At 52.1% G+C, this 23,362-nt stretch carries 13 protein-coding genes; 4 read left to right on the top strand and 9 right to left on the bottom strand.

The annotated features are described in order from the left end of the window. Positions 1-99 precede the first annotated feature (99 nt). The gene (locus AC6I7T_RS14610) at positions 100-429 is read left to right on the top strand and encodes a PadR family transcriptional regulator (protein ID WP_497794217.1); all 330 of its coding nucleotides are present in this window, start codon (positions 100-102) and stop codon (positions 427-429) included. 491 nt (positions 430-920) lie between these two features. Continuing rightward, on the top strand, positions 921-1,733 hold the full coding sequence (locus tag AC6I7T_RS14615; protein ID WP_497794218.1) for a S24 family peptidase: 813 nt from the start codon (positions 921-923) through the stop codon (positions 1,731-1,733). On the opposite strand, the gene AC6I7T_RS14620 is transcribed toward AC6I7T_RS14615, so the two are convergent. The 5 genes from AC6I7T_RS14620 to AC6I7T_RS14640 form a co-directional block, all read right to left on the bottom strand. Then, a complete protein-coding gene (locus AC6I7T_RS14620) occupies positions 1,693-2,052 on the bottom strand; it encodes a hypothetical protein (RefSeq protein ID WP_497794219.1) in 360 nt (119 codons plus the stop codon). The genes AC6I7T_RS14615 and AC6I7T_RS14620 overlap by 41 nt on opposite strands. A gap of 697 nt (positions 2,053-2,749) precedes the next feature. Further along, on the bottom strand, positions 2,750-6,148 hold the full coding sequence (locus AC6I7T_RS14625; RefSeq protein ID WP_497794221.1) for a TonB-dependent receptor: 3,399 nt from the start codon (positions 6,146-6,148) through the stop codon (positions 2,750-2,752). A gap of 528 nt (positions 6,149-6,676) precedes the next feature. Continuing rightward, positions 6,677-7,381 (bottom strand): CPBP family intramembrane glutamic endopeptidase, encoded by a 705-nt coding sequence (locus AC6I7T_RS14630; protein ID WP_497794222.1) that lies wholly within the window; start codon positions 7,379-7,381, stop codon positions 6,677-6,679. Between the two features lie 101 nt (positions 7,382-7,482). After that, entirely contained in the window at positions 7,483-8,544 is a 1,062-nt protein-coding gene (locus tag AC6I7T_RS14635; protein WP_497794224.1) for a hypothetical protein, read from the bottom strand. Between the two features lie 185 nt (positions 8,545-8,729). Continuing rightward, positions 8,730-9,695 (bottom strand): NAD-dependent epimerase/dehydratase family protein, encoded by a 966-nt coding sequence (locus AC6I7T_RS14640; protein ID WP_497794225.1) that lies wholly within the window; start codon positions 9,693-9,695, stop codon positions 8,730-8,732. Between the two features lie 86 nt (positions 9,696-9,781). On the opposite strand from AC6I7T_RS14640, the gene AC6I7T_RS14645 reads away from it, so the two are divergent. Both AC6I7T_RS14645 and AC6I7T_RS14650 read left to right on the top strand, forming a co-directional pair. Beyond that, complete coding sequence (locus AC6I7T_RS14645; protein WP_497794226.1) at positions 9,782-10,414, top strand: TetR/AcrR family transcriptional regulator; 633 nt, start codon at positions 9,782-9,784, stop codon at positions 10,412-10,414. A 148-nt stretch (positions 10,415-10,562) separates the two neighbouring features. Further along, positions 10,563-12,287 carry an energy transducer TonB gene (locus AC6I7T_RS14650; protein ID WP_497794227.1) on the top strand — a complete coding sequence of 575 codons (1,725 nt, stop codon included), beginning with the start codon at positions 10,563-10,565 and terminating at the stop codon, positions 12,285-12,287. Positions 12,288-12,632: 345 nt separating this feature from the next. Here AC6I7T_RS14650 and rpoC read toward each other — a convergent pair whose 3' ends face one another. The 4 genes from rpoC to rplJ all read right to left on the bottom strand — a co-directional run bounded on the left by rpoC (position 12,633) and on the right by rplJ (position 23,341). Then, complete coding sequence (gene rpoC, locus AC6I7T_RS14655; protein ID WP_497794228.1) at positions 12,633-16,823, bottom strand: DNA-directed RNA polymerase subunit beta'; 4,191 nt, start codon at positions 16,821-16,823, stop codon at positions 12,633-12,635. 183 nt (positions 16,824-17,006) lie between these two features. Further along, positions 17,007-21,485, bottom strand: a complete 4,479-nt coding sequence (gene rpoB / locus AC6I7T_RS14660) for a DNA-directed RNA polymerase subunit beta (protein WP_497794229.1) — start codon at positions 21,483-21,485, stop codon at positions 17,007-17,009. 764 nt (positions 21,486-22,249) lie between these two features. Continuing rightward, positions 22,250-22,627, bottom strand: a complete 378-nt coding sequence (gene rplL, locus AC6I7T_RS14665) for a 50S ribosomal protein L7/L12 (RefSeq protein WP_497794230.1) — start codon at positions 22,625-22,627, stop codon at positions 22,250-22,252. A 171-nt stretch (positions 22,628-22,798) separates the two neighbouring features. Further along, positions 22,799-23,341 (bottom strand): 50S ribosomal protein L10, encoded by a 543-nt coding sequence (gene rplJ, locus AC6I7T_RS14670; protein ID WP_497794231.1) that lies wholly within the window; start codon positions 23,339-23,341, stop codon positions 22,799-22,801. Between the last annotated feature and the right edge of the window lie 21 nt (positions 23,342-23,362).

Raw genomic sequence — 23,362 nt, forward strand, 5'->3', positions numbered from 1 at the left:
TGGTCTCTCAGTAAGACGTGGAATGGGATGCCCTCTCATTTCCTCCCTTGACATTCGACAGGAGCACGCGTAACCCTATTTGCGGATATCGAGGGAGTAATGCCACCATCTACCGATCTGCTACAGGGAACTCTGGATTTATTGATTCTGAAAACACTCGCACTTGAACCCATGCATGGTTGGGCCATTGCACAGCGTATTCAGCAGGTTTCCAAAGAAGTCCTGCAGATTGGCCAAGGGTCGCTCTACCCGGCACTTCACCGCCTGGAATACAGAGGCTGGATTCGAGCGGAATGGGGTAACTCCGAAAATAACAGGAAAGCCAAATTCTACGCATTGACGCGCACAGGGAAAAAGCAGCTGGAGACTGAGCTGGAACAATGGGATCGTCTGGCTACAGCGATTGACCTTGTCGTCGAACGCATTTAGAGAATTGTCGAGGCCATGCGCGAGGAGATCGCAGAACTCTCAATCGATATATCCAGCCCGTACATTCCTATATGCATCTATAGCAGATACACATTGACGTGCCAGAGATGAAAAAAATCGCAGGAACCAAAAGCGGTACGTAACAACATGGCTTTTCTCTAAAATTTACCTCCGCTCTTATAATTTTCTCTCTAAAAATCTTTATTTAAAATCTGCTTCATTGCGGTGTAATACGCCTACACTGATGGCAGCGGTAGGAGAATTCGCTTCAGTAGTCGCTGCAAATCGACCCCCTTCCCCCTTTACCCACTCTCATCTTGCCGCTTTCAAGGTCACCGTTAAGGAGTCTAAAGATGGTGCGTTTTCTGTGCACAATTCGTTCTGGAGCAGGTTCGATCCAAACACAAACAAGATGTGCGTGTTAATCTCCAAGTTGGACGTAAGTTGTTGATTTCATTAATGTAATTACAATTTTGAAAGACCCGGCACATATGCCCTCTCCCTCAAAAATCAAACCCGAGTGGCCCGCTAGGATAGGACAGCTACTCCAAAAGCACAGACTGACGCAGGCCGCTTTGGCAAAGCGCCTTGGAGTCTCTTCTGCAACTGTTTCCCGATGGTTGAAAGGCACGCACGAACCTACAGGGGAGGCCTATGTCTCGCTTGGCAATCTTGCTGGATCGCCTGAAGATCTGTATTTCTGGGAACGCGCAGGCATCGACACCTCAAGCTTTCCCGAGGCGGGTTCACGGGTCAGCTCTCAATCATTGAAAATCAAACTCACTGACTTCAAGTTAGTTGCCGGGCAGTATTTCTCTGGCAAGGCATTGGTGGGTAAAGCAAATGCCGTAGCGATTCCATTGCTAAACGTGACCTGTTATGCAGATCCTATTCCACCGGAAGAACGTGTTCATCTTCCCGAAGCAAACATCGAAGAGGTGCTTACCGCACCAGTAGATTGGTGCCCACATCCTGCGGGAATGATCTGTATGCACGTAACCGGAGATTCAATGTTTCCCTTGATCCTCTCCGGCTCTATCATCGCTGTCGATATGCACATCACAGACCACGCAATCTTGAGCGGGAAAGTAGTCCTCGCTTCTCATCGGGATCTGGGATTCAAGATTGCGAGACTGGAAAGGCTTCCTTCCGCCGACATTCTAATTTCTCAAAATCACAGCTATACGCCAATTGACATTACTGCCGATCCGAAGTGGAAGATCATGGGTCAGGTTTGTTGGTGGGTAAGCAGAGCTGCTGAAACTAAGCAACACGACGCCGAGGCAGATTTAGCAATCTGTTGATTGCAATAAACATCTGCTCCGGTCCATCCGTGGATACCGCCGTAGCATCTGCACCGAGATTCGCTGCAGTGCCCAGCGAATATTCAAGCGCGAGAATATGCACATAGGGGAAGTGTTTCCTCACACCCTGGAGTATCACACCGGCTTCTTTGGCGGTGAGGGAGTGACAAAGGACGACAACATCAAAGAGATTGTCATCCAGTGCCTTAAGCACATCTTTGGGATACGCAATCTCTGTTGTCCAACGCATGCTTAGGACTGTAGCCCGGGTCGTCAGTAAAGTGGCATCGTACCCGACCAGTAGAATTTTCCCCTTCATCTGTCACCCGATACGCTTTCCTCACCCCTGGAGCTTTCAGATTCTGCAAATAGTATGCCAGGAACGCCATCACACTTATCCTTCTCAAATTTGCAAAAGGGGAAGCTGTGCTGATTGCCTTTCAAAAGGTGTGTCGTCGCAGAAAGCATTTACATTAGCGCAAATACAGAGATGCAACCGATCTGTAAATGGTTTTAAGGAAATTCGTAAGCAGAATTTAGCCAATATCGAGATGTGGCTTATGGATCTACTAAAGGAATCAAATAGATATATTCACAAGCCATAGAGAATGGAGCAGGTTTTCCGTCAAGGGAAGCCGCTTCCTTCTTTCAGGATCGGACATAGTAATCCTAAGTCCGCTCTAAAAGACGCTAGGGCACGAGCAGAAGTACGTTTACACGCCGTGGCTGGACACCGCCGGATGATCAAGCCTATGCGTTTGAGAGTGTCCTTACGCTTGTTTCTTGAAACATTGCCATGAATATGTTTGCCCTGGCGTTCGGTATAGGACTCTATCTATCCACACATTCATGAGATTTGCCCAACATCTACTCATGTCTTAAGTGGTTAAGAAACCACCACCGTTCACAAGCAACCATCACAGTTACTTCGCTTGCATTACGTGCTGTGCCCGACGCGCCACAAAAAAGAGGGTCTCGAAAATCGAGACCCTCTTTTATTGAGTAACTATCGTGAACTAGAAAACGAACTTAGCCCATAGACGGAGGTGCCGATATTCGCTTCCATCACGCGCATTTGAGATGTTCTGGTAGGAGGCCAGACCAATCTGATTTACGTTGATCACCTGCGTTGGACGCACATTGTTGTGATTACCTATATTCTGTGCCTCAACACGGAAGACTAGCTGTGCGCCTTCAAGGCGCGTAAATCGCGCCGGTACAGCCTTCTCGGCAGCCACATTCCAGTACTGCGCTCCAGGGTTGCGGAAGCTGTCACGGCTGACCTCGCGAGACACCATGTTCGTCCCATTTGCAGCAATCGGAATGAGGAAGTGAACATCACTTGAGCTCACGGGCTTTAATACGCGGGCCTTAGCTGGAGAAGCGTTATAAGCCGCCTGATCATAATACTGACCAGAGATACCTCCGACGTAATAGCCATCAACACCCACCGTATTCAGTGGTGCTTGGTTATTTGACACCACGGGACGGTCGTTGGTCGTACTGCCATCGCCGTTAATATCGCGCCCGCTAACGTTATAGCTTGAATAGGGTCCGGTCATAAACTGCGTCTGGCCAGAGATTGTGATGTTCCGGGTAAAGGCGCTCAACACTAAGTCTGTAAATGCCTTGTCCGAACGGAAGCCGCGCGGAGCATAAGTGTACACGAACGAGGCCACATGACGGCGGTCATAGGCCGAAGGTCCCCATTCCTGCCGAATACCGTCAGCAGCAAGGTTCGCCTGATAGGAGCCGGGCGCATTAAATAGAGCAAAGACCTCAGATGAATTATCCAGAGCCTTAGAGTAGGTGTACGATCCGCGCAAGAAAAGTCCATTTACGAATCTACGATCCACTCCTACCTGCAGCCCCTGATAGTTTGACCCCGCGCGATTGTCACGCACTGTGATCAGGCTTCGAGACTGAACAGGCCGTACTCCATTCACCATATAGTTGATCTGCCGATTGGAGTACAGCTTCAGACCACGCGCTCCAACATAGTTCACGGTGGCTTTCAACTGCAGCGGAAGTTCGCGCTCAATCCCGAAGTTCCACTGATAGGTCTGTGGATTGACTATGTTGTTGATCACGCTCTGTACCGACGAGTTCTGATCGAATTTCGGTGTAATTGTTGCAAGCAATGATGACGCCGGTGCGGTATTCGACTGAACTAAACCTGTTGGAGCCACCGGCGAGGATTGAGCCGAGTTCACCAGAATATTCGTGAAGAACGGATCATAGAAGATGCCGAATCCTCCGTGGATAACGGTTTTGCCATCGCCTCCAAAGCCGCTATAGTGCGGAACATAAGCAAAGCCAAAACGCGGAGCGATATTGTTCTTATCCGCCTTTACCGGTACATAGGTGTTAACCGGCCCAAAGAGGTTGTTCAGATCCACAGCCGGAAACGAAAGGGCATTCAGAGGGTTGGTGAGGTAATCGTAACGAATCCCCAGATTCAGCGTAAGATCCGGGCTCAATTTGAAATCGTCGGAGACAAAGCCTGCAAGCTTCCAGATATGTGGATCGACTCGGGTTGGGCCGAAGGTTTTCGTCACCGACCCGGAGGTTCCCAGACGGTCATTCAGATAGTTATCCAGTGAAGATGCGCCCCCACCGGCGGCATAAGAGTACGCACCGATATACGTCTGGGCGATAAGATCTGTCTCAAGCAGCCTGGAAATGTCAGTTCCCATGCGTAAGGTATGTTTGCCACGACTCCATCCCACCGTGTCCTGGAACTGATAGAGCTCTTCGCCACGCCCCTGCGGCATGTTTTGAGAAACGCCCAGAGTCGGCATGTTTGTGCCGCCCAATGCGATGCTGGGAAGCTTGGCTGCCGGATTCGCCAGAGTGTCAGCGCGTGGAGAAAACTGGAAGTTGATACGAGTTTCCGATACCCGGAACTCGTTCAGCAAGTTGGGAGTAAAGACGTGAGTCCATGTACCGCCAGCCAGTTCGGAAGGCCCGCCAGCGACCGCGTCAAAACCGGGCAGCGTTGTCGTGTTCATGCCGCTACCGGCAGTGCCGGAGCCCGAGGAAAAGTAAGGATCAGTTAGCCCGCGATCATGCAAATAGCGGAAGTTAAATGTGTCCTGCGAACGAGGGATGAAGTCGATACGATAGATCCATTGTGTTTCGGGTGCCTTTAGCGCGGTCGCATTGCGCTGAAATCTTGCCATAGAAATATTGCAGCCACCAACGCATCCAGGACGCGAACTAATCGCAATCTGTGACGAATTCGGTGCAATAACACGGAAATTGGCTGTATTTAGATACGAGCCATTATTCAGATAACTTTGCAGTTGGGTCACCAAAGGACCGCCAATCGCCGCGAGCTGTGCGTATCCATTAGCATCCGGCAATTCGACCGAGCCAGGTTGAGTTTGGCCGTAGTAGCGAACCCATGTCCCCCCGCCAAAGGCAAACAGCTTGTCCTTGATGATCGGACCTCCGGCGGTAAAGCCGAATTGATGCTGATCGTAACGAGACTTCGGATTTGCTGCACCTGCGGGAAGGGGCTTAACCCGTCGTGTCTGGCCATCCAATGCGTCCAGTCCGGAGCCGGTGTAAATCTCATGCACGCTGCCGTGGAATTGATTGCTGCCACTGTTGGTGATGGTGTTAATCACCGCTCCACCTGAGCGACCAAACTCGGCGCCTGCGGAATTCAAAAGCGCCGTCGTGTTCGAAAAGAAGTCCGGCATAATCGCCTGAAATGCCTGGCCACCAAGGGACACATCGTTAATATCCATGCCGTCGAGCATGAAGTTATTGCTGCGTGGACGTGCACCATTTACGGAGATTTTTATCGAGCCGTTACCACCAGCACCGCCAAGACTAAGCGGGTAAACATTCTGGGCTCCCGGAAGTGAGTACACCAGCTCTGCCGGATTTAGCGTAAAGATCGGCAAGGTCTTCAACTCTGTCTGGCTGATCGTGCCGCTAAGCTGTGCATTTTGGATATTGATGGTGTTCGCGGTCGCCTGGACTTCGACAACAGTGTTCTCACCGCCAACCTCAAGAGTTGCGTTCGCTGTGTTGACGACCGAGGGATTAACAATGACCCCCTTCGCCTGGAAGCGCTTAAATCCGGTCATCACCACATCAACTTCGTAAGTTCCCGGATTGATAGCCTCAACGCGATAGTTGCCGTCCGAACCTGTTGTCGTCCGCCGTTGTTCTCCAGTTCCCTGATTCACAACAGTCACCTGGGCGTTGACTACGACGGCACCAGCGGAATCGCGAACTATGCCCACCAAGATACCTTTACTTGTTTGTGCTATGGAGACACCAGCGCCCATAAACAAGAAAAGCAGCAGAAGTCCTACGAGGGACCTCACTTTTCTGGCAGGGAGGAAAAACAGAAATGGGCTCGCCACTAAGGTAGTGGCGGTCGAAGAAGAACTTGCCATCGACTAACCTCGAAAATGAAAATCGCCCGTAGACATCACGGGTTTGTGTTTTGACTTGTTCTGGACAACTGTTTACTGAGCCTGACGAAACGGCAAACTGCTGACCCCTTGTCCGAAACAGGAAGCTAGCCCTGTGCACAAGAGGTGAGAATTGAAGCTAACGATTATTCCTTGAGCCTACAAGGAACCGGATATTAATAAAAGATTGAGCCTAGATGACAAAATTGTCAATATTTTCAGAGAAGAAAAGGCAACTTTTCAGCAAGGATGGGGTCTATAAAAAATCCAACTATACCGGTTGAGGCTCGGGATTGGAGGTCTGGGAAAGAAATTGAAGCGCAAACCTTTTAACGCTTCTTAAAAATTTCAGATACGTACCTGTACTAAAACATTTTACTCGAAGGGGTTAATCATACTTCATGGTTCTTTGAAGGACCACCAACAAAAAACTGAAATGCTCCACTTCCAAACATTAAGCAATCAACATCATCACCAAACTTGGTGCAAAATACCGTTCGATCTTTCTCCCTAATGAATCGCAAAAAAGCTGAAGTTACTAAATGAATGAAGAATCATACAGCTCCACAGCGAGCCTGTTCTTTTCTTCAAAGCAGCCAACAGCAGCCCCATCGCGAAGACACAGATGAGACCCCGTGTAATTACTGGAAAGACAAATTGATGGAGCACAATCCATCCCGCGATATGGATTCCGAGAAACACTCCTGCCTGGCCTAGATTGGCAACCCAGAAGCGTGTGCGTTCTGCAAAGTCATTCAGGAGATAACCACGGAAAACCACTTCTTCACTAAAACCGACCATAATAACCGGCCCGATCCACAGATTTGCCCCGAAATGCGGATTGATTGTTACTCTTCCGTGGCTCAGATAGGCACCCAGCAGGTTGATCGTAATCAAGCAACAACCCAGGACGATACCCCAGACAACTCCACGTATGATGTTCGAACGCAAAAAGAGATATTCCAGAACATCTCTTTTTGCGCACTTCAGGAAAACGAGGATCGGCAGGGTCCAAACAGTCAGACGAAATGCCACTGGAAGGGAAATAGCGTTACGAAGATAGGGAGATCTTGCGTAAACATACGCACACGTTATCTGAAAGGTGAACAAGAACAGCAGATAGCTCCATAGGAAAAGGAAACTTTGCGAGTAAGTACGTTTTCCGGTTACAGAGTCCATCGTTAACGGCATCTGCGAATCCAGGCCTTCTGCCACCCAGAACCTTTTCGTATCACCTTAAGTATTTCAAAGATGAAACGGCACCAAAGATATGACGGCCAGAGTATTGCTCTTGAGGGATTCCTTCCATCTATAAATCAAGCTTCCTTCTTCCGAAGCCGATTGCTCAAGGCAATCAGCTTGTCACAGGCCTTTGGCCAGTCCTCAAAATCAAAGCCCTCCGCATACTCAAACTCTGCCGCTTTTAGTGCACGATATGCTTTCCCGACGAACTTCACACCCGAGTCAAGGTCCACTCCATCCAGCCGCTCGCCTTGGCGGTTGTGGGCGATAGCCTCAGACAGGGAAATTCCGGACGGGAGCTTGAGGGTAAATTTCTTTGTTTTGAGAAAAAATGGATATCCGCCCCGCATTCCTTGAACCCCGGGAATACTCATACGCAGAGCTTCTCCGGTCAGAAGAGAGAGCAAGACTGGCACGGCTGTCGCGGAGGTTACTGTATTGATTTCCTCCCCTATGGTCCCGAAGTCCGGACGAAAGAGCAATGCTTCCCGCTCCCTACCTTTTATCCAAACTCTGGGCTGGCTAAGAGCCCTTCTTCCTTTTATCCACGATCCGAAGTGCCCATGATGTCCAACTACTTGAACATCCTTACCGTTCACGGTACCCATAGAAGAGACAAAAGTTCCTATGATCGCAGCATTGCCAATGCCACACGCGACTGGCAACCCCACTTTATGAAGAACAACATTCACACAATCTGGATAACAGGCATTCACGATTGAGGTATCACCGTCGCCTATGCTCTTGCTAAGCTCGGCAACAAGAGCCAGCTGAAGCGGGAGTGAGACTCCGAAGCCAGTTTGAGTTAGCAGTTGTGTCCAGGCATTCGGGCCTTGAGCACTCTCCCAGGGAGACTGTATTGATGCGGCAAAGAAAACCACCTTCGGACGAAGTGGGCGCAGAACTTTTGTAAAAACCTTCGCTTCGAAGCTGCGAACCTCAATAGGCAGAAATGTTGCCTTCCCACCCAATACGGCTGCACGAGCATTTGCAATCAGAGCTATCTGATTGACCTTGGCCATGGAGCGTCCGACAACGGCAACACGCAAAGTGTCAGCCGTATATTGCGAGAGCGCATGGATAACCCCCTGCGCCAACGAACCTGAACCGACAATAGCAATGTCAGCAGTTTTCAATGACTTTGCCTTTCGCAAGAAAAATCAAGGATCTTTTCAGACCATAACACCAGAGCAACAGGAGGTATCGATTATCGCTCCGGTTATCGCCGCCCCGATATTCTCAATCCCATCCTTTGTCACACCGAGGCACTTCTCAGAATCGGATGCCCAGATCCAGATATCTCCTTCGAAAGGTTCCAGACCTATTGAGACAAACCAGTGCCCACCGGCTTTCGATAGAAATCCAGCGTTTGTCTAAGCCCATCGGAATATGGTGTTTTTCGAATTTCTCCTAACAAGCCCTTCAACGCAGAGTCGTCCATTATGACCGGAGTTGTTTGGAGATAGTGCATTTCAACCAGTTCCTTCATAACGGGATTAACCAGACCAAAGAGTCGAAGCATCGTCTTGCCTGCAACTCGGATCTTTTCCTTGCGCCCTGCCATGGCAAAGACCTGATCCGCAATCTCACGCTGGGTGATGGTGCCTGCACCTGCAAAATTCCACCATCGCCCATATGCTTCGGACTTACGAGCCAGTGCAGTTACAACAGGACCAACATCCGGAACAAAGACAAATTCATGCGGAGTATCTATCGGTCCCACCATGACTGCCGTTCCACCCTTTGCTGCCGCTCGAAAGAGCAGATGCAGGAAGCTCGTTTCAATTCCGGGGCCGTAGAAATCGGGCAATCTTAGGACGGTGCCGCGAATGCGCCCAGAGGCGTCGGCCTCCAACAAGATATCCTCTTGCTCCTTACGCATCTTGCCTTTGAAAGTTTGAGGATTACGCGGATGTGATTCCGAAACTTTGGCGGTAACAGGGCGGCCATAGGGATAGACCGATGCAATCAGTACGACCTTTTCAACACCTTCGGCAATGGCCGCCTCTAGGGTTTTCCGCATCAGTTGGGGATGCAGCTGAAACTCGTTGTACGGAACACCTACTAGATACACCAGAGTATCGATGCCTTTGGCCGCTGCACGAATTGAAGCCGGGTCGTCTGGATTCCACGTCGCAATCTCAGCCTTAGGATAGGAGCCAAAGATCCGCTGCAATTTCTCGCGTTCCCGGCCCACCACGCGATAACTCTGGCCTTCCCGCCGGAGAGCCTGAGCGATGCTCTCTCCAACAGTTCCTGATGCTCCCCATAACGCTATCTTCTCCATTTCGACCTCCTTCCGATTTAGTGAACAGTGTTCATTAAACAGTGTTCAGTTTATCCTATAGACGGTACCTGTCAAGGGGGACTTTTATGGGACGACGGCAACAGCCTGAAAGCGAAAGAAATGAGCTTCGGAAGAAGATATTGCGAGCGGCAGGCGAGATCATTACCCGCGAGGGTTTTAGCTCATTCTCAATGCGGAAGCTTGCCGATAAGATCGGCTACTCTGTTGGATCAATCTATCTCTACTTTCAAAGCCGCGAGGAAATTGCCCGATCGCTGAGCTATGAAGGCTATTCGCAACTCTTCAACGAAATGTCGGCAGCTAAGGCTAAGACAAAGGGGAAGAATGCGGCGTCACAATTTGCCGCACTGATGCAGGCCTACATCCGCTTCGGGATGGAGAATCCCGAAACTTACCGTCTGATCTTTATGGATGACCCTGTTTATCTTAAGACGATCTATGCAAGAAAACAGGAGAACGATCCGGCCAATCTGGCTTTTAAGCTGCTAGTAGATGCTATATCTGAGCTGCAGAGCTCGGACCATAATTTTCCTAAGGCGCATGCTATTCAGATAGCAGAAACTTGCCATGCCGCAGCTCACGGGATCGTAAGCATGAAATTGACGTGTCCATATTTTCCAACTTCATCCGCAGAAGAAATGTCTTCCATCATGCTAAAGATGCTCCTTCCTGCAAAAGCGGAGAAGAAGAAGGCGTGACAATACAATCACGCGATTGCAAATACTGCTGGAAATAGATCGACATGGTGAGTTCTTTATAACATTGTCAAAGTGGGCACATCCTCCATATCGGTAACTATAGTCACCTGATGCGATTCACTGCCTTTTGCCGATAACAGCTATAAAGATGATTCCAACATTTTATAAAGCTCTGTGCTCGAAGCGATCCTGTGTTCTAGGATCCTTACTCCTGCTCTTACACACTCTCACAGTAATTCCCCTGGCAGAAGGGCAGCTACAACAATCCGATATAGGAGCACAAGAAGCATTCGTCCTCGCAATTGCCAAAGCCGAGGCGCGGACCAACCTGCACATTGCGGGTATGACGCCGTTCGAAATTCACGCAAAAATCGTCTCAGACTGGGCTTGGCACGCTGTTAGGGATGGCGTTTTCGAAGAGCAATGGACAGATAAAACCCACTGGAAACGTACTCTCAAATTTCCCGATTACGAAGAAAAGATCATCAAAAACGATGGGGGAGCGCCTTGGATAGAACGTTCAACTACGTTTCTGCCCATTCGCGCGGGGCAATTGCACCAGATCTTGATGCTTAGTCTCCCTTCTATGGAGAACGCCTCCGGTTTCCTTGTTGTTCAGTCCTCTGAAAAGCTAGACGACGGACAGGAACTTAGTTGTTTCGCTGTTACCCGGAGCACGAAAAGCGATAATCCCAACCATCAGTCTAAATTGTGCTTTGAAAAGAGTACGGGACTGTTACGTAGCATCGATCGTGCGTCGGCACTTCATATCTCCTTTGAGAAATATATCCAGTTCCAGGGGAAGTTTGAATACACGGTTGTTCATGTTACAGCAGACCAATTTCCGGTACTCGATGTCCAGCTGGATTATGCGCCTTTACATACCGGAAAGATTGAGGCACTAGAACCATTGGCTGGAATGAAAAGGGAGTCGACAAGCACCTCTCGATTAAATCCGGAAGAGTGGAAAGCAGCGAATCTCGTCAAGGATGCTACAGCATCGCTTCCCCTCAACTTCCTGAATAAGAATTCGAGAACCTTCGTTAAACTCCATCTATTCCTGGGTGTAGACGGACATGTTCTGGACGCAGCGCTAGAAGCCTCGCCCACCGAAGCAATGGCCAACGCAGCTTTGCGTACAGCCGGGAAACTTGTCTTTAGTCCATACCTGGTAAACGATACGCCTACGCCGACGAACTTTTTCTTTGATATCTCGTTCTCGCGGTCGTACCGTCACTATCCAGCCCCGAAACTGATGTTGGATTCGCCCACACTCCCCCTAGGCGAGCAGACCTTGCATAGCTTATTTGCTATCTGTCATACGAATTCACGTAGTTTGAAAATACGAGAAGAAGGATTGAGACAGTTACATCAGAACTTGCCATCGTGGTATCCGGATAGCATTTGGGCCTCAGAGATAAAAGCCGTTCGCGAGATTGACCTTACGGAACTAGCGATGCCTATTTACCAAAAGCATCTTATCGATAGCACTGCTAAAAAACTGTTGCGCGTATTATCGACGTCAAATGGGCAGCAGATGTTAGTACGCTCATGGCACGTCGATACTCCAACACCATTTGGAGAGAATATAGCAATGGAGGACTTTTCTGTCGATTTGAAGCAAAGGATAGAAGAGGAGCGACTTATTCAAGAAGAGATTGCCAGCTCACTAACGAGCAAAGATCAACAAGATCTGTTTACATGGGCTAATTCTGATGACGGGAAACGGCTAATGGCAGGGCTACCTGAAATGATGAGGGAACTGGACGAAGCTCTTCTATTGAAGCAGATTGAACTACTTGGGGAGACCACGAAAAGTCACCGAGTCGAGTTGCTGAAAGCTCTACAGGACCACAAGCCCCAGCATCAATGACCATGAGATGACTGTGAAAATAATGCGAGGGAGTGTAGTGACTGCTTGTGTATTTACCAGAGGTTTGGTTCCAGCTTTTCCTTGGTAACAGCTTCCTATTGATCCTTTGACGATGCAAAACGCTACGCGCCTTCAATGCTGATCCCATTCAGGAACACAGTCTACAAAATGGCTTTGGAATCAATAGGCGGAGGGCGAGGATGCCTCCCACGACAGCCGGGGCTGGAGACCAGCAGTACTTTATTCATACCGTGGTTCTTCTTGGACTCTTCTGTTCGAATTGCTCAAAAGTAAAAGGGCAGAGCTTATAGGCTCTGCCCTTTAAAGTTGCCTGAATGGCCAGTCTTACTCTGCGGCCAATTCTTCGGCTTCGCCTTCCTGACGCATCATCTCGAGTTCGCGCTCGGCAGCTTCGTACTCGGCAGTAACTTCCTGCTGGATGCGGGCTGCAGCCTCTTCGAGTTCCGGAGAGAGCTGGATGTTGCGGTAGTACTCCATACCCGTTCCGGCGGGGATAAGGCGTCCAACGATGACGTTCTCCTTCAAGCCGCGGAGGTTATCGACAGCACCGTTGATGGAGGCTTCCGTGAGGACACGGGTGGTCTCCTGGAACGATGCAGCTGAGATGAATGAATCGGTCGAGAGAGAAGCCTTGGTGATACCGAGCAGCAACGGACGACCGATACATGGACGACCGCCATTGGCAATCACACGCTCATTCTCTTCACGGAAACGGAACTTGTCGATCTGCTGTTCGAGCAGGAAGTTCGTATCTCCCACGTCCTCAACCTTCACCCAGCGCAGCATCTGACGAACGATAGTCTCGATGTGCTTATCCGAGATAGCCACGCCCTGGAGACGGTAGACTTCCTGAATCTCGTTGACCAGGTAAGCCTGCAGTTCCTTCTCACCGAGAACAGCGAGAATGTCGTGCGGGTTCAGAGGACCGTCCATCAGCTGTTCGCCAGCTTTCAGGCGCTCGCCTTCCTGCACGTTGACGTGGATACCACGCGGGACAGAGTACTCTCTCTCCTCACCGTTATCGGCGGTGACGTAGATCTTACGCTGACCCTTGGAGACTTCACCGAAGCGAACCACACCATCGATCTCGCTGATGATGGCGGTTTCACGCGGTTTGCGGGCTTCGAACAATTCGACGACGCGAGGCAGACCACCGGTGATGTCCTTCGTACGAGTGGTTTCACGCGGGATCTTGGCCAGGATGTCGCCCGGGAAGACCTCGTCACCATCTTGAATCATCAAGTGAGCGCGGCTAGGCATCAGATAACGCTTGTTGCCCTTGGCCCCCTTGACCATGATGGCCGGCTGACGCTTTTCGTCCGGAGACTCGGCGACAACCAGACGAGACAGACCCGTAACTTCGTCGACTTCCTCGTTGAGAGTGATACCTTCCTGCAGATCCTTGAAGTTGGCGGTACCGCCAATCTCTGTCAGGATCACGAAGGTGTAAGGATCCCACTCGACGAGAGGCTGACCGATCTTGACCTGCGCTCCGTCTTCGACATTGAGCTTCGCACCGTAAACGATCTGGTAGCGTTCCTTCTCACGACCACGATCATCGATGACGGCAATGGATCCGGAGCGGTTCATTGAAACAAGATGTCCGGCCTTGGAGCGAACCGTAACCATGTTGATGAAGCGAACCGTACCGTTGGTTTTCGCATCGACCTTCGATTGCTCGGAAACACGGGATGCAGTACCACCGATATGGAAGGTACGCATCGTGAGCTGTGTTCCAGGCTCACCGATGGACTGTGCAGCAATGACGCCGACAGCTTCGCCGAGTTCTACCATGCGTCCGGAACCCAGGTTACGGCCATAGCACAGGATGCAAACGCCGCGGCGGGATTCGCAGGTGAGCACCGAGCGGATCTTTACGCGCTCGATACCGGCAGCCTGGATGGCTCCAGCCAGGTCTTCATTAATCTCCTGGTTGATGTCAACAATCACATTGCCTTCGTAGTCCTTCAGACGCTCGAGCGAAACGCGGCCGATGATGCGGTCACGCAAGGGCTCGATGATCTCACCGGATTCAACGATCGGTCCGACATAGATGCCTTCCACCGTTCCGCAATCGTGCTCGGAGACAATAACGTCCTGAGCAACGTCGACCAGACGGCGGGTGAGGTATCCCGAGTCGGCGGTCTTCAAAGCCGTATCGGCCAGACCCTTACGGGCACCGTGCGTCGAAATAAAGTACTGCAACACGGTCAGACCTTCACGGAAGTTCGCCGTAATCGGAGTCTCGATGATTTCGCCCGATGGCTTGGCCATCAAACCGCGCATACCGGAGAGCTGACGGATCTGCTGTTTCGATCCACGAGCACCGGAGTCGGCCATGATGTAAATCGGGTTCATCGCGCCTTCTTTATCGGCGTTCTTCATGTTGTTGAACATTTCGTCGGCGACGCGTTCCGTCACCGTCGACCAGATCTGGATGACCTTGTTATTACGCTCACCGTTGGTGATAGCGCCATCCAGGTACTGCTGCTGAACTGCGATAACCTGCTTTTCCGCCTCGCGTACGACAGGGTACTTGGTGTCAGGAATGACCATGTCATCCAGACCGACCGAGAGACCCGAACGAGTTGCGAACTGGAAGCCCAGCTCCTTGATACGGTCGAGCATCTTCACCGTGGTCTCAAGACCAAGGTTCAGGTAGCAGTAGTTCACCAGCTGTCCGATGCCCTTCTTCTTCAGAAGACCGTTGATATAGGGCATTCCTTCCGGCAGTGCCTCGTTGAGAATGGCACGGCCTACGGTAGTGGAGATGTACTGCTTCTGGTACTCAACCGGCTCGGTGTGCGTCAGATCCTGATCGTCGTAAGCCGTGGTCATATCCAGCACCATGCCGGAATAACGCAGGCGGATCGGTGTCAGGGTCTCGACTTCCTTGGCGTTGAGAGCCATCAGAACTTCTTCAATGTTGGCGAAGGTACGGCCTTCACCCTTGCCACCCTTCTTGGCCTTGGTCAGGTAATACAGACCGAGAACCATGTCCTGGGTCGGAACCGTAATCGGCTGACCGGAAGCAGGCGACAGGATGTTGTGCGAGGCCAACATCAAAACGCTGGCTTCCACCTGAGCTTCAGGCGACAGCGGAATGTGTACGGCCATCTGGTCGCCGTCGAAATCGGCGTTAAAAGCGGTACAAACCAGCGGATGGATCTTGATGGCCTTACCTTCGACCAGCACCGGCTCAAAGGCCTGGATGCCCAAACGGTGAAGGGTTGGGGCGCGGTTCAAGAGCACTGGGTGATCCTTAATAACCTCTTCCAGGATGTCCCATACGATCGGCTCCTGCAGTTCCACCATTTCCTTGGCTTGCTTGATGGTGGTGCAATGTCCGGTCTGCTCCAAACGGTGATAGATGAATGGCTTGAAGAGTTCCAGAGCCATCTTCTTAGGAAGACCGCACTGATGCAGCTTCAATTCAGGGCCGACGACGATTACCGAACGGCCGGAGTAGTCGACGCGCTTACCGAGCAGGTTCTGACGGAAGCGGCCCTGCTTACCCTTGAGGGTATCGGAGAGCGACTTCAGCGGACGGTTGTTGGCACCACGCAGTACGCGGCCACGGCGTCCGTTGTCGAAGAGAGCATCGACGGCTTCCTGAAGCATGCGCTTTTCGTTACGCACGATGACTTCGGGAGCGTGAAGATCCATCAGCTTCTTCAACCGGTTATTACGGTTGATGACGCGGCGATAGAGATCATTCAAATCGGAGGTCGCAAAGCGGCCGCCATCCAGAGGCACTAAGGGGCGCAGCTCAGGAGGAATGACCGGAATTACGTCGAGAATCATCCACTGCGGCTTGTTGCCGGACTTGCGGAAAGCTTCAACGACCTTCAGACGCTTCGCATACTTCAACTTCTTCTGCTGCGAAGTCTCGGCCTTCATTTTCTCGCGCAGTTCGATCGAGAGCTCGTCGACATTGACTCTCTTGAGTAATTCCTTGATCGCCTCGGCTCCCATCATTCCCTTGAAGCCGGTGGGACGGAACTGCTGATCGAGTTCGCGGAACTTTGCTTCGTCCTTGATGATCTCGCGCTCACGAACGGGCGCATCGCCTGGATCGACGACTACGTAGCTCTCGAAGTAGAGCACACCTTCGAGGTCACGCAGAGAGATATCGAGCAGGTGTCCGATACGTGAAGGCAGGCCCTTGAAGAACCACACGTGCGAGCAGGGCGAAGCCAGCTCAATATGGCCGAGGCGTTCACGACGAACCTTGGACAGCGTTACTTCAACACCGCACTTATCGCAGATAACTCCGCGGTGCTTCATGCGTTTGTACTTACCGCAGAGGCATTCCCAATCCGTTACAGGACCGAAGATGCGAGCGCAGAATAAACCGTCCCGTTCTGGTTTGAAGGTACGGTAGTTGATAGTTTCCGGCTTGGTGACTTCGCCATGCGACCAGCTGCGGATCTTTTCTGGTGAAGCAAGCGAAATACGAATGGCATCGAAATCCGTAATCGGGCTAGTTAGTTCAAATGGGCTGGAACGGTACAAGACGACCCTCCTTGGCACTCCGCTTTCGTTTGGTTGACTGAATGCGGCGCCTGCTACTCCGGGCTGCTTTGCTGGGCTTTCTGTCTTCCCCGGGGAGCTTTCGCTCACTAAGGCAGAGCCCTTATCTCTTCAGAAACTTATGCGCTTCAGAGGCCGGAGTATTGCTCCGGCCTCAAAGAGCGGCTAATCGGCCGCGGCCACCACTGGCGGAGGAATCGCGGGCTTCTTCTCGCCCTGCTTAACCAACTCCACATCCAGACAAAGTGACTGCAACTCACGAATCAACACGTTGAACGATTCCGGTACACCAGGCTCGATCGCGGCTTCGCCCTTGACGATGGCCTCGTAGATCTTCGTACGGCCATAAACATCGTCGGACTTGGCTGTCAGCAGCTCCTGCAGAATGTAGGCAGCACCGTAAGCTTCCAGTGCCCACACTTCCATTTCTCCGAAGCGCTGTCCACCGAACTGAGCCTTACCACCCAGCGGCTGCTGAGTAATGAGGGAGTACGGCCCGATGGAGCGAGCGTGGATCTTGTCGTCGACCAAGTGGGACAGCTTGAGCATGTAGATGTAACCCACAGTTGCCGGCTGTTCGAACTGTTCGCCTGTCATACCGTCAAACAAGTGCGTCTTGCCCGAGCTAGGTAGATTTGCAGACTTCAGCAGCGCCTTGATTTCTTCTTCCCGGGCACCGTCGAAGACCGCCGTTCCGAACCAGATACCGCGCTTCATACCAGCTGCAACGCGTAACAACATCTCATCGTTGAGCTCCAGAAGCTGACGCAAAGTTGCGGTTCCAGCGAAGCGCTCCTTGATCACTTCGCGTACAACATTCGCATCGCGATTCTGTTGCACGAGTGCGGCCACCTGCTGACCGAGCTCATGAGCCGCCCAACCGAGGTGCGTCTCAAGGATCTGACCGACGTTCATACGGGAAGGCACGCCGAGAGGATTCAACACGATCTCGACAGGAGTGCCATCGGGCAGATAGGGCATATCTTCCTCGGGGAGAATACGCGCGATCACACCCTTGTTACCGTGACGTCCGGCCATCTTGTCACCGACCGAGAGCTTACGCTTCATGGCGATGTAGATCTTGACCAGCTTAATTACGCCGGGAGCAAGTTCGTCGCCCTTCTGCAGCTTGCCAATCTTCTCGTTGGTGATCTTGCGCAGAACGTCGATCTGACGAGAGGTCATCTCTTCGATCTCGTCGATCTGCTCGTTCACGCGAGGATCCTTATCCGCATAACGGATGCGCTTCAGGTTCTTGGTCGAGATGCGCTCGATGGTGTCGCGATCGAGGATTGCACCCTTAACCAACAAACGCTTATTGGTGCGTTCGTCGTGCAGATCGGCCAGAACTTCCTTGCCGCCCAGAATGCCTTCCAAACGCTTTAACCGCTCGTCGGTCAGAATTCGGATTTCATCGGCCAGGTTCTTCTCAAGCTTCTCGACCTGAGTTGCTTCGATCTGCTTGGCACGCTCGTCCTTCTCTTGTCCCTTACGGGAGAAGATGCGGACATCGACAATGGTTCCTTCAATACCCGGAGGGCAGGTTAAGGAAGCATCGCGAACATCGCCGGCCTTTTCACCGAAGATGGCGCGCAACAGCTTCTCTTCCGGCGTCAGCTGGGTTTCGCCCTTCGGCGTAACCTTTCCGACCAGAATGTCGTTGTGCTTGATCTTGGCGCCGATGCGGATGATGCCGCTCTCGTCGAGATCGCGCAGCGCATTCTCGCTGACGTTCGGGATATCGCGAGTAATTTCTTCCGGTCCAAGCTTCGTGTCGCGAGCTTCGATTTCGAACTCTTCGATGTGGACGGAGGTGTAGTAATCCTCACGAACCAGCTTCTCGGAGATCAGGATCGCGTCCTCGAAGTTGTATCCACGCCAAGGCATGAAGGCGACCAGAACGTTACGTCCTAAGCCAAGTTCGCCCTGCTCCGTGCAAGGTCCGTCAGCAATCACCTGTCCCTTTATCACACGGTCGCCCTGACGAACGATCGGCTTCTGGTTGATACAGGTGTTCTGGTTCGAACGCTTGAACTTGATGAGCTGATAAATGTCCGATCCAACCTCACGAGAGAGCTGTGTCGGATGGTGCTCACCTTCCACGCGGATGATGATGCGCTCGGAGTCAACCGAATCGACCACGCCATTACGACGAGCGATGATGACGGCTCCCGAGTCGCGAGCAGTAACGCCTTCCATACCGGTTCCAACGAGTGGCGCTTCAGCCACAAGCAGAGGCACAGACTGGCGTTGCATGTTAGCACCCATCAATGCACGGTTCGCGTCGTCATGCTCCAGGAACGGCACCAACGAAGCAGCTACCGAAACCAGCTGTTTCGGGCTGACGTCGATGTAGTCGACTTCGGCGCGATTTACCAGCACAAAGTTGCCCTGACGACGAGCATTGACCAGATCTTCAACGATGTTTTCGTTCTCGTCTGTCTCGATGTTCGCCTGTGCGATGGTGTGGCGATCTTCTTCCCATGCTGACAGGTAGAAGGAGAACGGAATGTGCTCGATAGTTCTCTTCTTGTCTGTCTTCAGCTGATCGTTCAGCTTGATGGCTTCAGCCTTCTCCAGATGGTCGCCCACCCGGAGCCCGCTCTCGCCGGCATTGGTGATCTGGACATAGTCGAGAATGCGGCCATCGCGAACACGGCGATAGGGCGACTCGATAAAGCCGTACTCATTAATGCGAGCAAAGCAGGACAGAGAGCTGATCAGACCGATGTTCGGACCTTCAGGGGTCTCAATCGGGCAGATACGGCCATAGTGCGTCGGGTGGACGTCGCGGACTTCGAATCCGGCGCGCTCACGGCTCAAACCGCCAGGCCCAAGGGCCGACAGACGGCGCTTGTGCGTGATTTCCGATAGCGGGTTGGTCTGATCCATGAACTGCGAAAGCTGCGAGGAACCGAAGAACTCGCGGATCGCGGCCATAACCGGCTTGGCGTTGATCAGGTCGTGCGGCATTGCTGTCGACATCTCCTGATAAACACTCATCTTTTCCTTGATGGCGCGCTCCATACGAACGAGGCCGATACGGAACTGGTTTTCCATCAACTCACCGACGGCACGGACGCGGCGGTTGCCGAGGTGATCGATGTCGTCTACGACACCGATGTTCTTACGCAACTTGAGCAGGTAACGGATAGTCGCGTAGAAGTCCTCCGGCGTCAAAGTACGACGGTCGAGAGGTGTTTCTTCCTGATTTTCGTAAAGCTTGATGTTGAACTTCAGACGGCCTACGCGTGAGAAGTCGTACTTACGCGCATCGAAGAACATTCCTTCGAAGAGAGCCGTTGCCGTATCCAGGGTCGGCGGATCGCCCGGACGCAGCTTGCGGTAAATCTCGATCAAAGCCTCTTCCGGCTTGCGGACAGAGTCACGACGCAGGGTATTGGTGATGATGTTGCCCACATCGTCGCGCTCAGGGAAGAAGACCTCAAAGCTGGTCACACCACTGGTAACGATGCGGTGCAAACGCTCTGAGTTCAGCTCCAGGTTGGCCTCAACGATCACTTCACCGGTGGTCTGATCAACGACATCGGCGATGGTCATTGCACCATCCAGCTCCATATCCTCGATCGCGATCTTGTCGATCTTGGCAGCACGCAGAGCCTTCATGATGGAAGGAGTGATCTTGCGGCCCGAGTGAGCAATCTCTTCGCCGTTAGCAACAACCGCATGAGTCGGCTTTACGCCGAGCAGGTGAGTGGACTTGTTCGGATCGTCCACTACGTTCCAGAAAAGCTTGCTATCGGCAACCTGAATGGTATCGACCGTGTAGAAGGTCTTCAGGATCTCTTCGTCCGAACGCAGACCGAGAGCGCGAAGGAAGATGGTGCCCAGGAACTTGCGCTTACGGTCGATACGCACGTACAGCGTGTTCTTCTGGTCATATTCGAACTCGACCCAGGAGCCACGGTAGGGGATGATCTTGCCGAGGAAATAAGTACGATTGTTTGCGGTTTCGAAGAAGACACCAGGCGAACGGTGCAACTGCGAAACGATAACGCGCTCGGTGCCGTTCACGATGAAGGTACCGTTCTGCGTCATCAACGGAATGTCTCCAAAGAAGACTTCCTGCTCCTTGATATCGCGAATCGACTTGTTACCGGTTTCGGGGTCCTTGTCGTAGATCGTAAGGCGAACGGTCACCTTAAGCGGAGCGGAGAAGGTCATGCCGCGCTCTTCGCATTCGACCTGGTCATATTTCAACTGCAATCCGACAGGGTCACCGCACTTGTTACAAAAATCTGGGGTGTTTTTGTTGTAGGTTCCGCACTTTTGGCAGAGCACATCGCCCGGATGAAAAGGGTCGGTGATCACCATCGAACCGCAATTGACGCAAGCGGTACGAAGGTGATGCAGCCCCTTCAAGTGGCCGCATTTGCACTCCCAATTGCCGATGGAGTAGTCGACAAAATCCAACTGCGAAACATTCCGGAAATCGGTGATCGGAAAAACTGAAGTAAAGACGGACTGCAAGCCGTTGTCTTCGCGTTCGTTCGGCAGCTTGTCCATCTGCAGAAAACGCTCATACGAACGGCGCTGGACTTCAATCAGGTTCGGAATTTGAATAGCTGTTGGTATCTTGGAAAAATCGAGTCGGCTACGAATGGCGCGATTCTCGTTCGGCATGCTTCACTCCTGAGGCTCGTATCCCCGAGGTTCCGACACGGTCCGTCGGAAAAAAGCTGACTGCCCGAGCAACAGCCAACTTGGTTACTTCCTGCTATGCTGTTCGCAACCGCCTCGTTCGGCCCCGACCAGCATTTTTTGTTTCTCGATCTTCAGAGAAAAGTCCGGCGAACAAGCCTGCCAGCCTTCTCTTTCCGGTTTCGACACGAAGAGACGAGCTTTTCCCGTCCAGGACCGGAACCTGTCAAATTTTCTTAAAAGCCACCAAATCGACTGGTAAAGCGTCAGACACAGGTGTTAACGTAGTGCCGGAATTGGGGATACCGGAACTCTCCGAACACCGATACAGATCTTTAGCTAACTAGCTACCACTCTCGACACGCTTAGATTTACGTCGGCAGAGAAAAGCGAAGACGCGAAAAGCCCGTGAAGACACGAAGTCTCACGAGCGCAGCAATTCGAATTGTGCACTTAGCGTCGTTTGTATTTCTGCTTTCCGCCGATTCCAAAAGCGCGTGCGCCGCCCCACAGCAGATCGTTGTTCCGTTTCCGTAAACCCGCCGCATCTTTACAGAAACGTCGGCACCCAGCGTAAAGAGCGCCCACAAAGTATCCCCGACAATCGCAAACTGTGCTTAAATCTTGCCAGCCCCGGAAAACACTACACTTCCGGCCGCGTCTTTATTCGCTGCCCACAAACAGGCACAGCCAAAGCCAGACGCGTATCTTTAAGGATAGCGCGTTTGGCTTTGGCATGCAAGTTGCTACTTGATTTCGATGGTTGCGACGCCGTCAAACTTCTTCTTGATGGCTTCCGCCTCTTCCTTAGTGGCGTTTTCCTTCAACGGCTTAGGAGCGCCGTCGACCAAGTCCTTGGCTTCCTTCAGGCCGAGTGAGGTGACCTCACGAACAGCCTTAATGGTGTTGATCTTGTTTGCACCGGCATCCTTGAGAATGACCTGGAACTCGGTCTTCTCTTCTGCTGCCGGAGCTGCCGCACCAGCTGCACCACCGGCAACAACGACCGGGGCTGCGGCTGCTGCCGACACGCCAAGACGCTCTTCAAGCTTCTTTACCAGAGCTGCTGCATCCAGCAAGCTCAGGCCAACAATCTGTTCTTCCAACTGCTGCAAATCCGCCATGATTTTCTCCACTCAAATCAAAATCTTAAGATTTTTGCTACTGTCGGCACGCAAAGCGTCCCGACTGCCGGTTCTCGCCTGAAGGTTTCCGATGTGCCCAGACCTAGCACCCCTTCAGCCAATAGCGCGGCTCAACTCACATAAAGGGCCAACTCGCGCCCTTAGTTCCAGCTAGGCCGAAGCTTCGCCGGAAAACTTGTTCTGCTCGACAGCCTGATTGATAACCACTGCCAGATCGCGGCCGGTAGCGTTGATGACCGTAGCCAAACGCTGTGCCGGAGCATTGATAAGGAAGAGCAGCTTCGAGAAGATCTCTTCCTTGCCAGGCATGGTTGCCAGCTGCTTAACCTCTTCAACGCTGAGGACCTTGCCGTCAACGATGCCGAGCTTGAAAGTAAACTCTGCGTTATCGGCAACCCACTTTGCGACTGCCTTTGCCAGAGCAACGGGATCGCCGTCTGTGTAGGCCACGGACGAGACACCCTTCAATCCCTGAAGAGCTTCCTCGATCTTGGTGCCCTTGGAGGCACGAGCTGCCAGCTTGTTCTTCAGAACACGATAACGGCCACCCGCCGTGCGGACAGCCTTACGCAGCTCGAAATCCTGAGCCACAGTCAGCTTTGCAAAGGTGCCTACGATAGCGCTAGTCGAAGTCTCAAGCTCCTTCGCCAGCTGCTGGACCTTCTCTGCCTTCTTTGCTTTTGTCAATGCCATTGCTAGAAATCCTTACTGGCC

This window comes from Humiphilus diazotrophicus, from assembly GCF_059726315.1.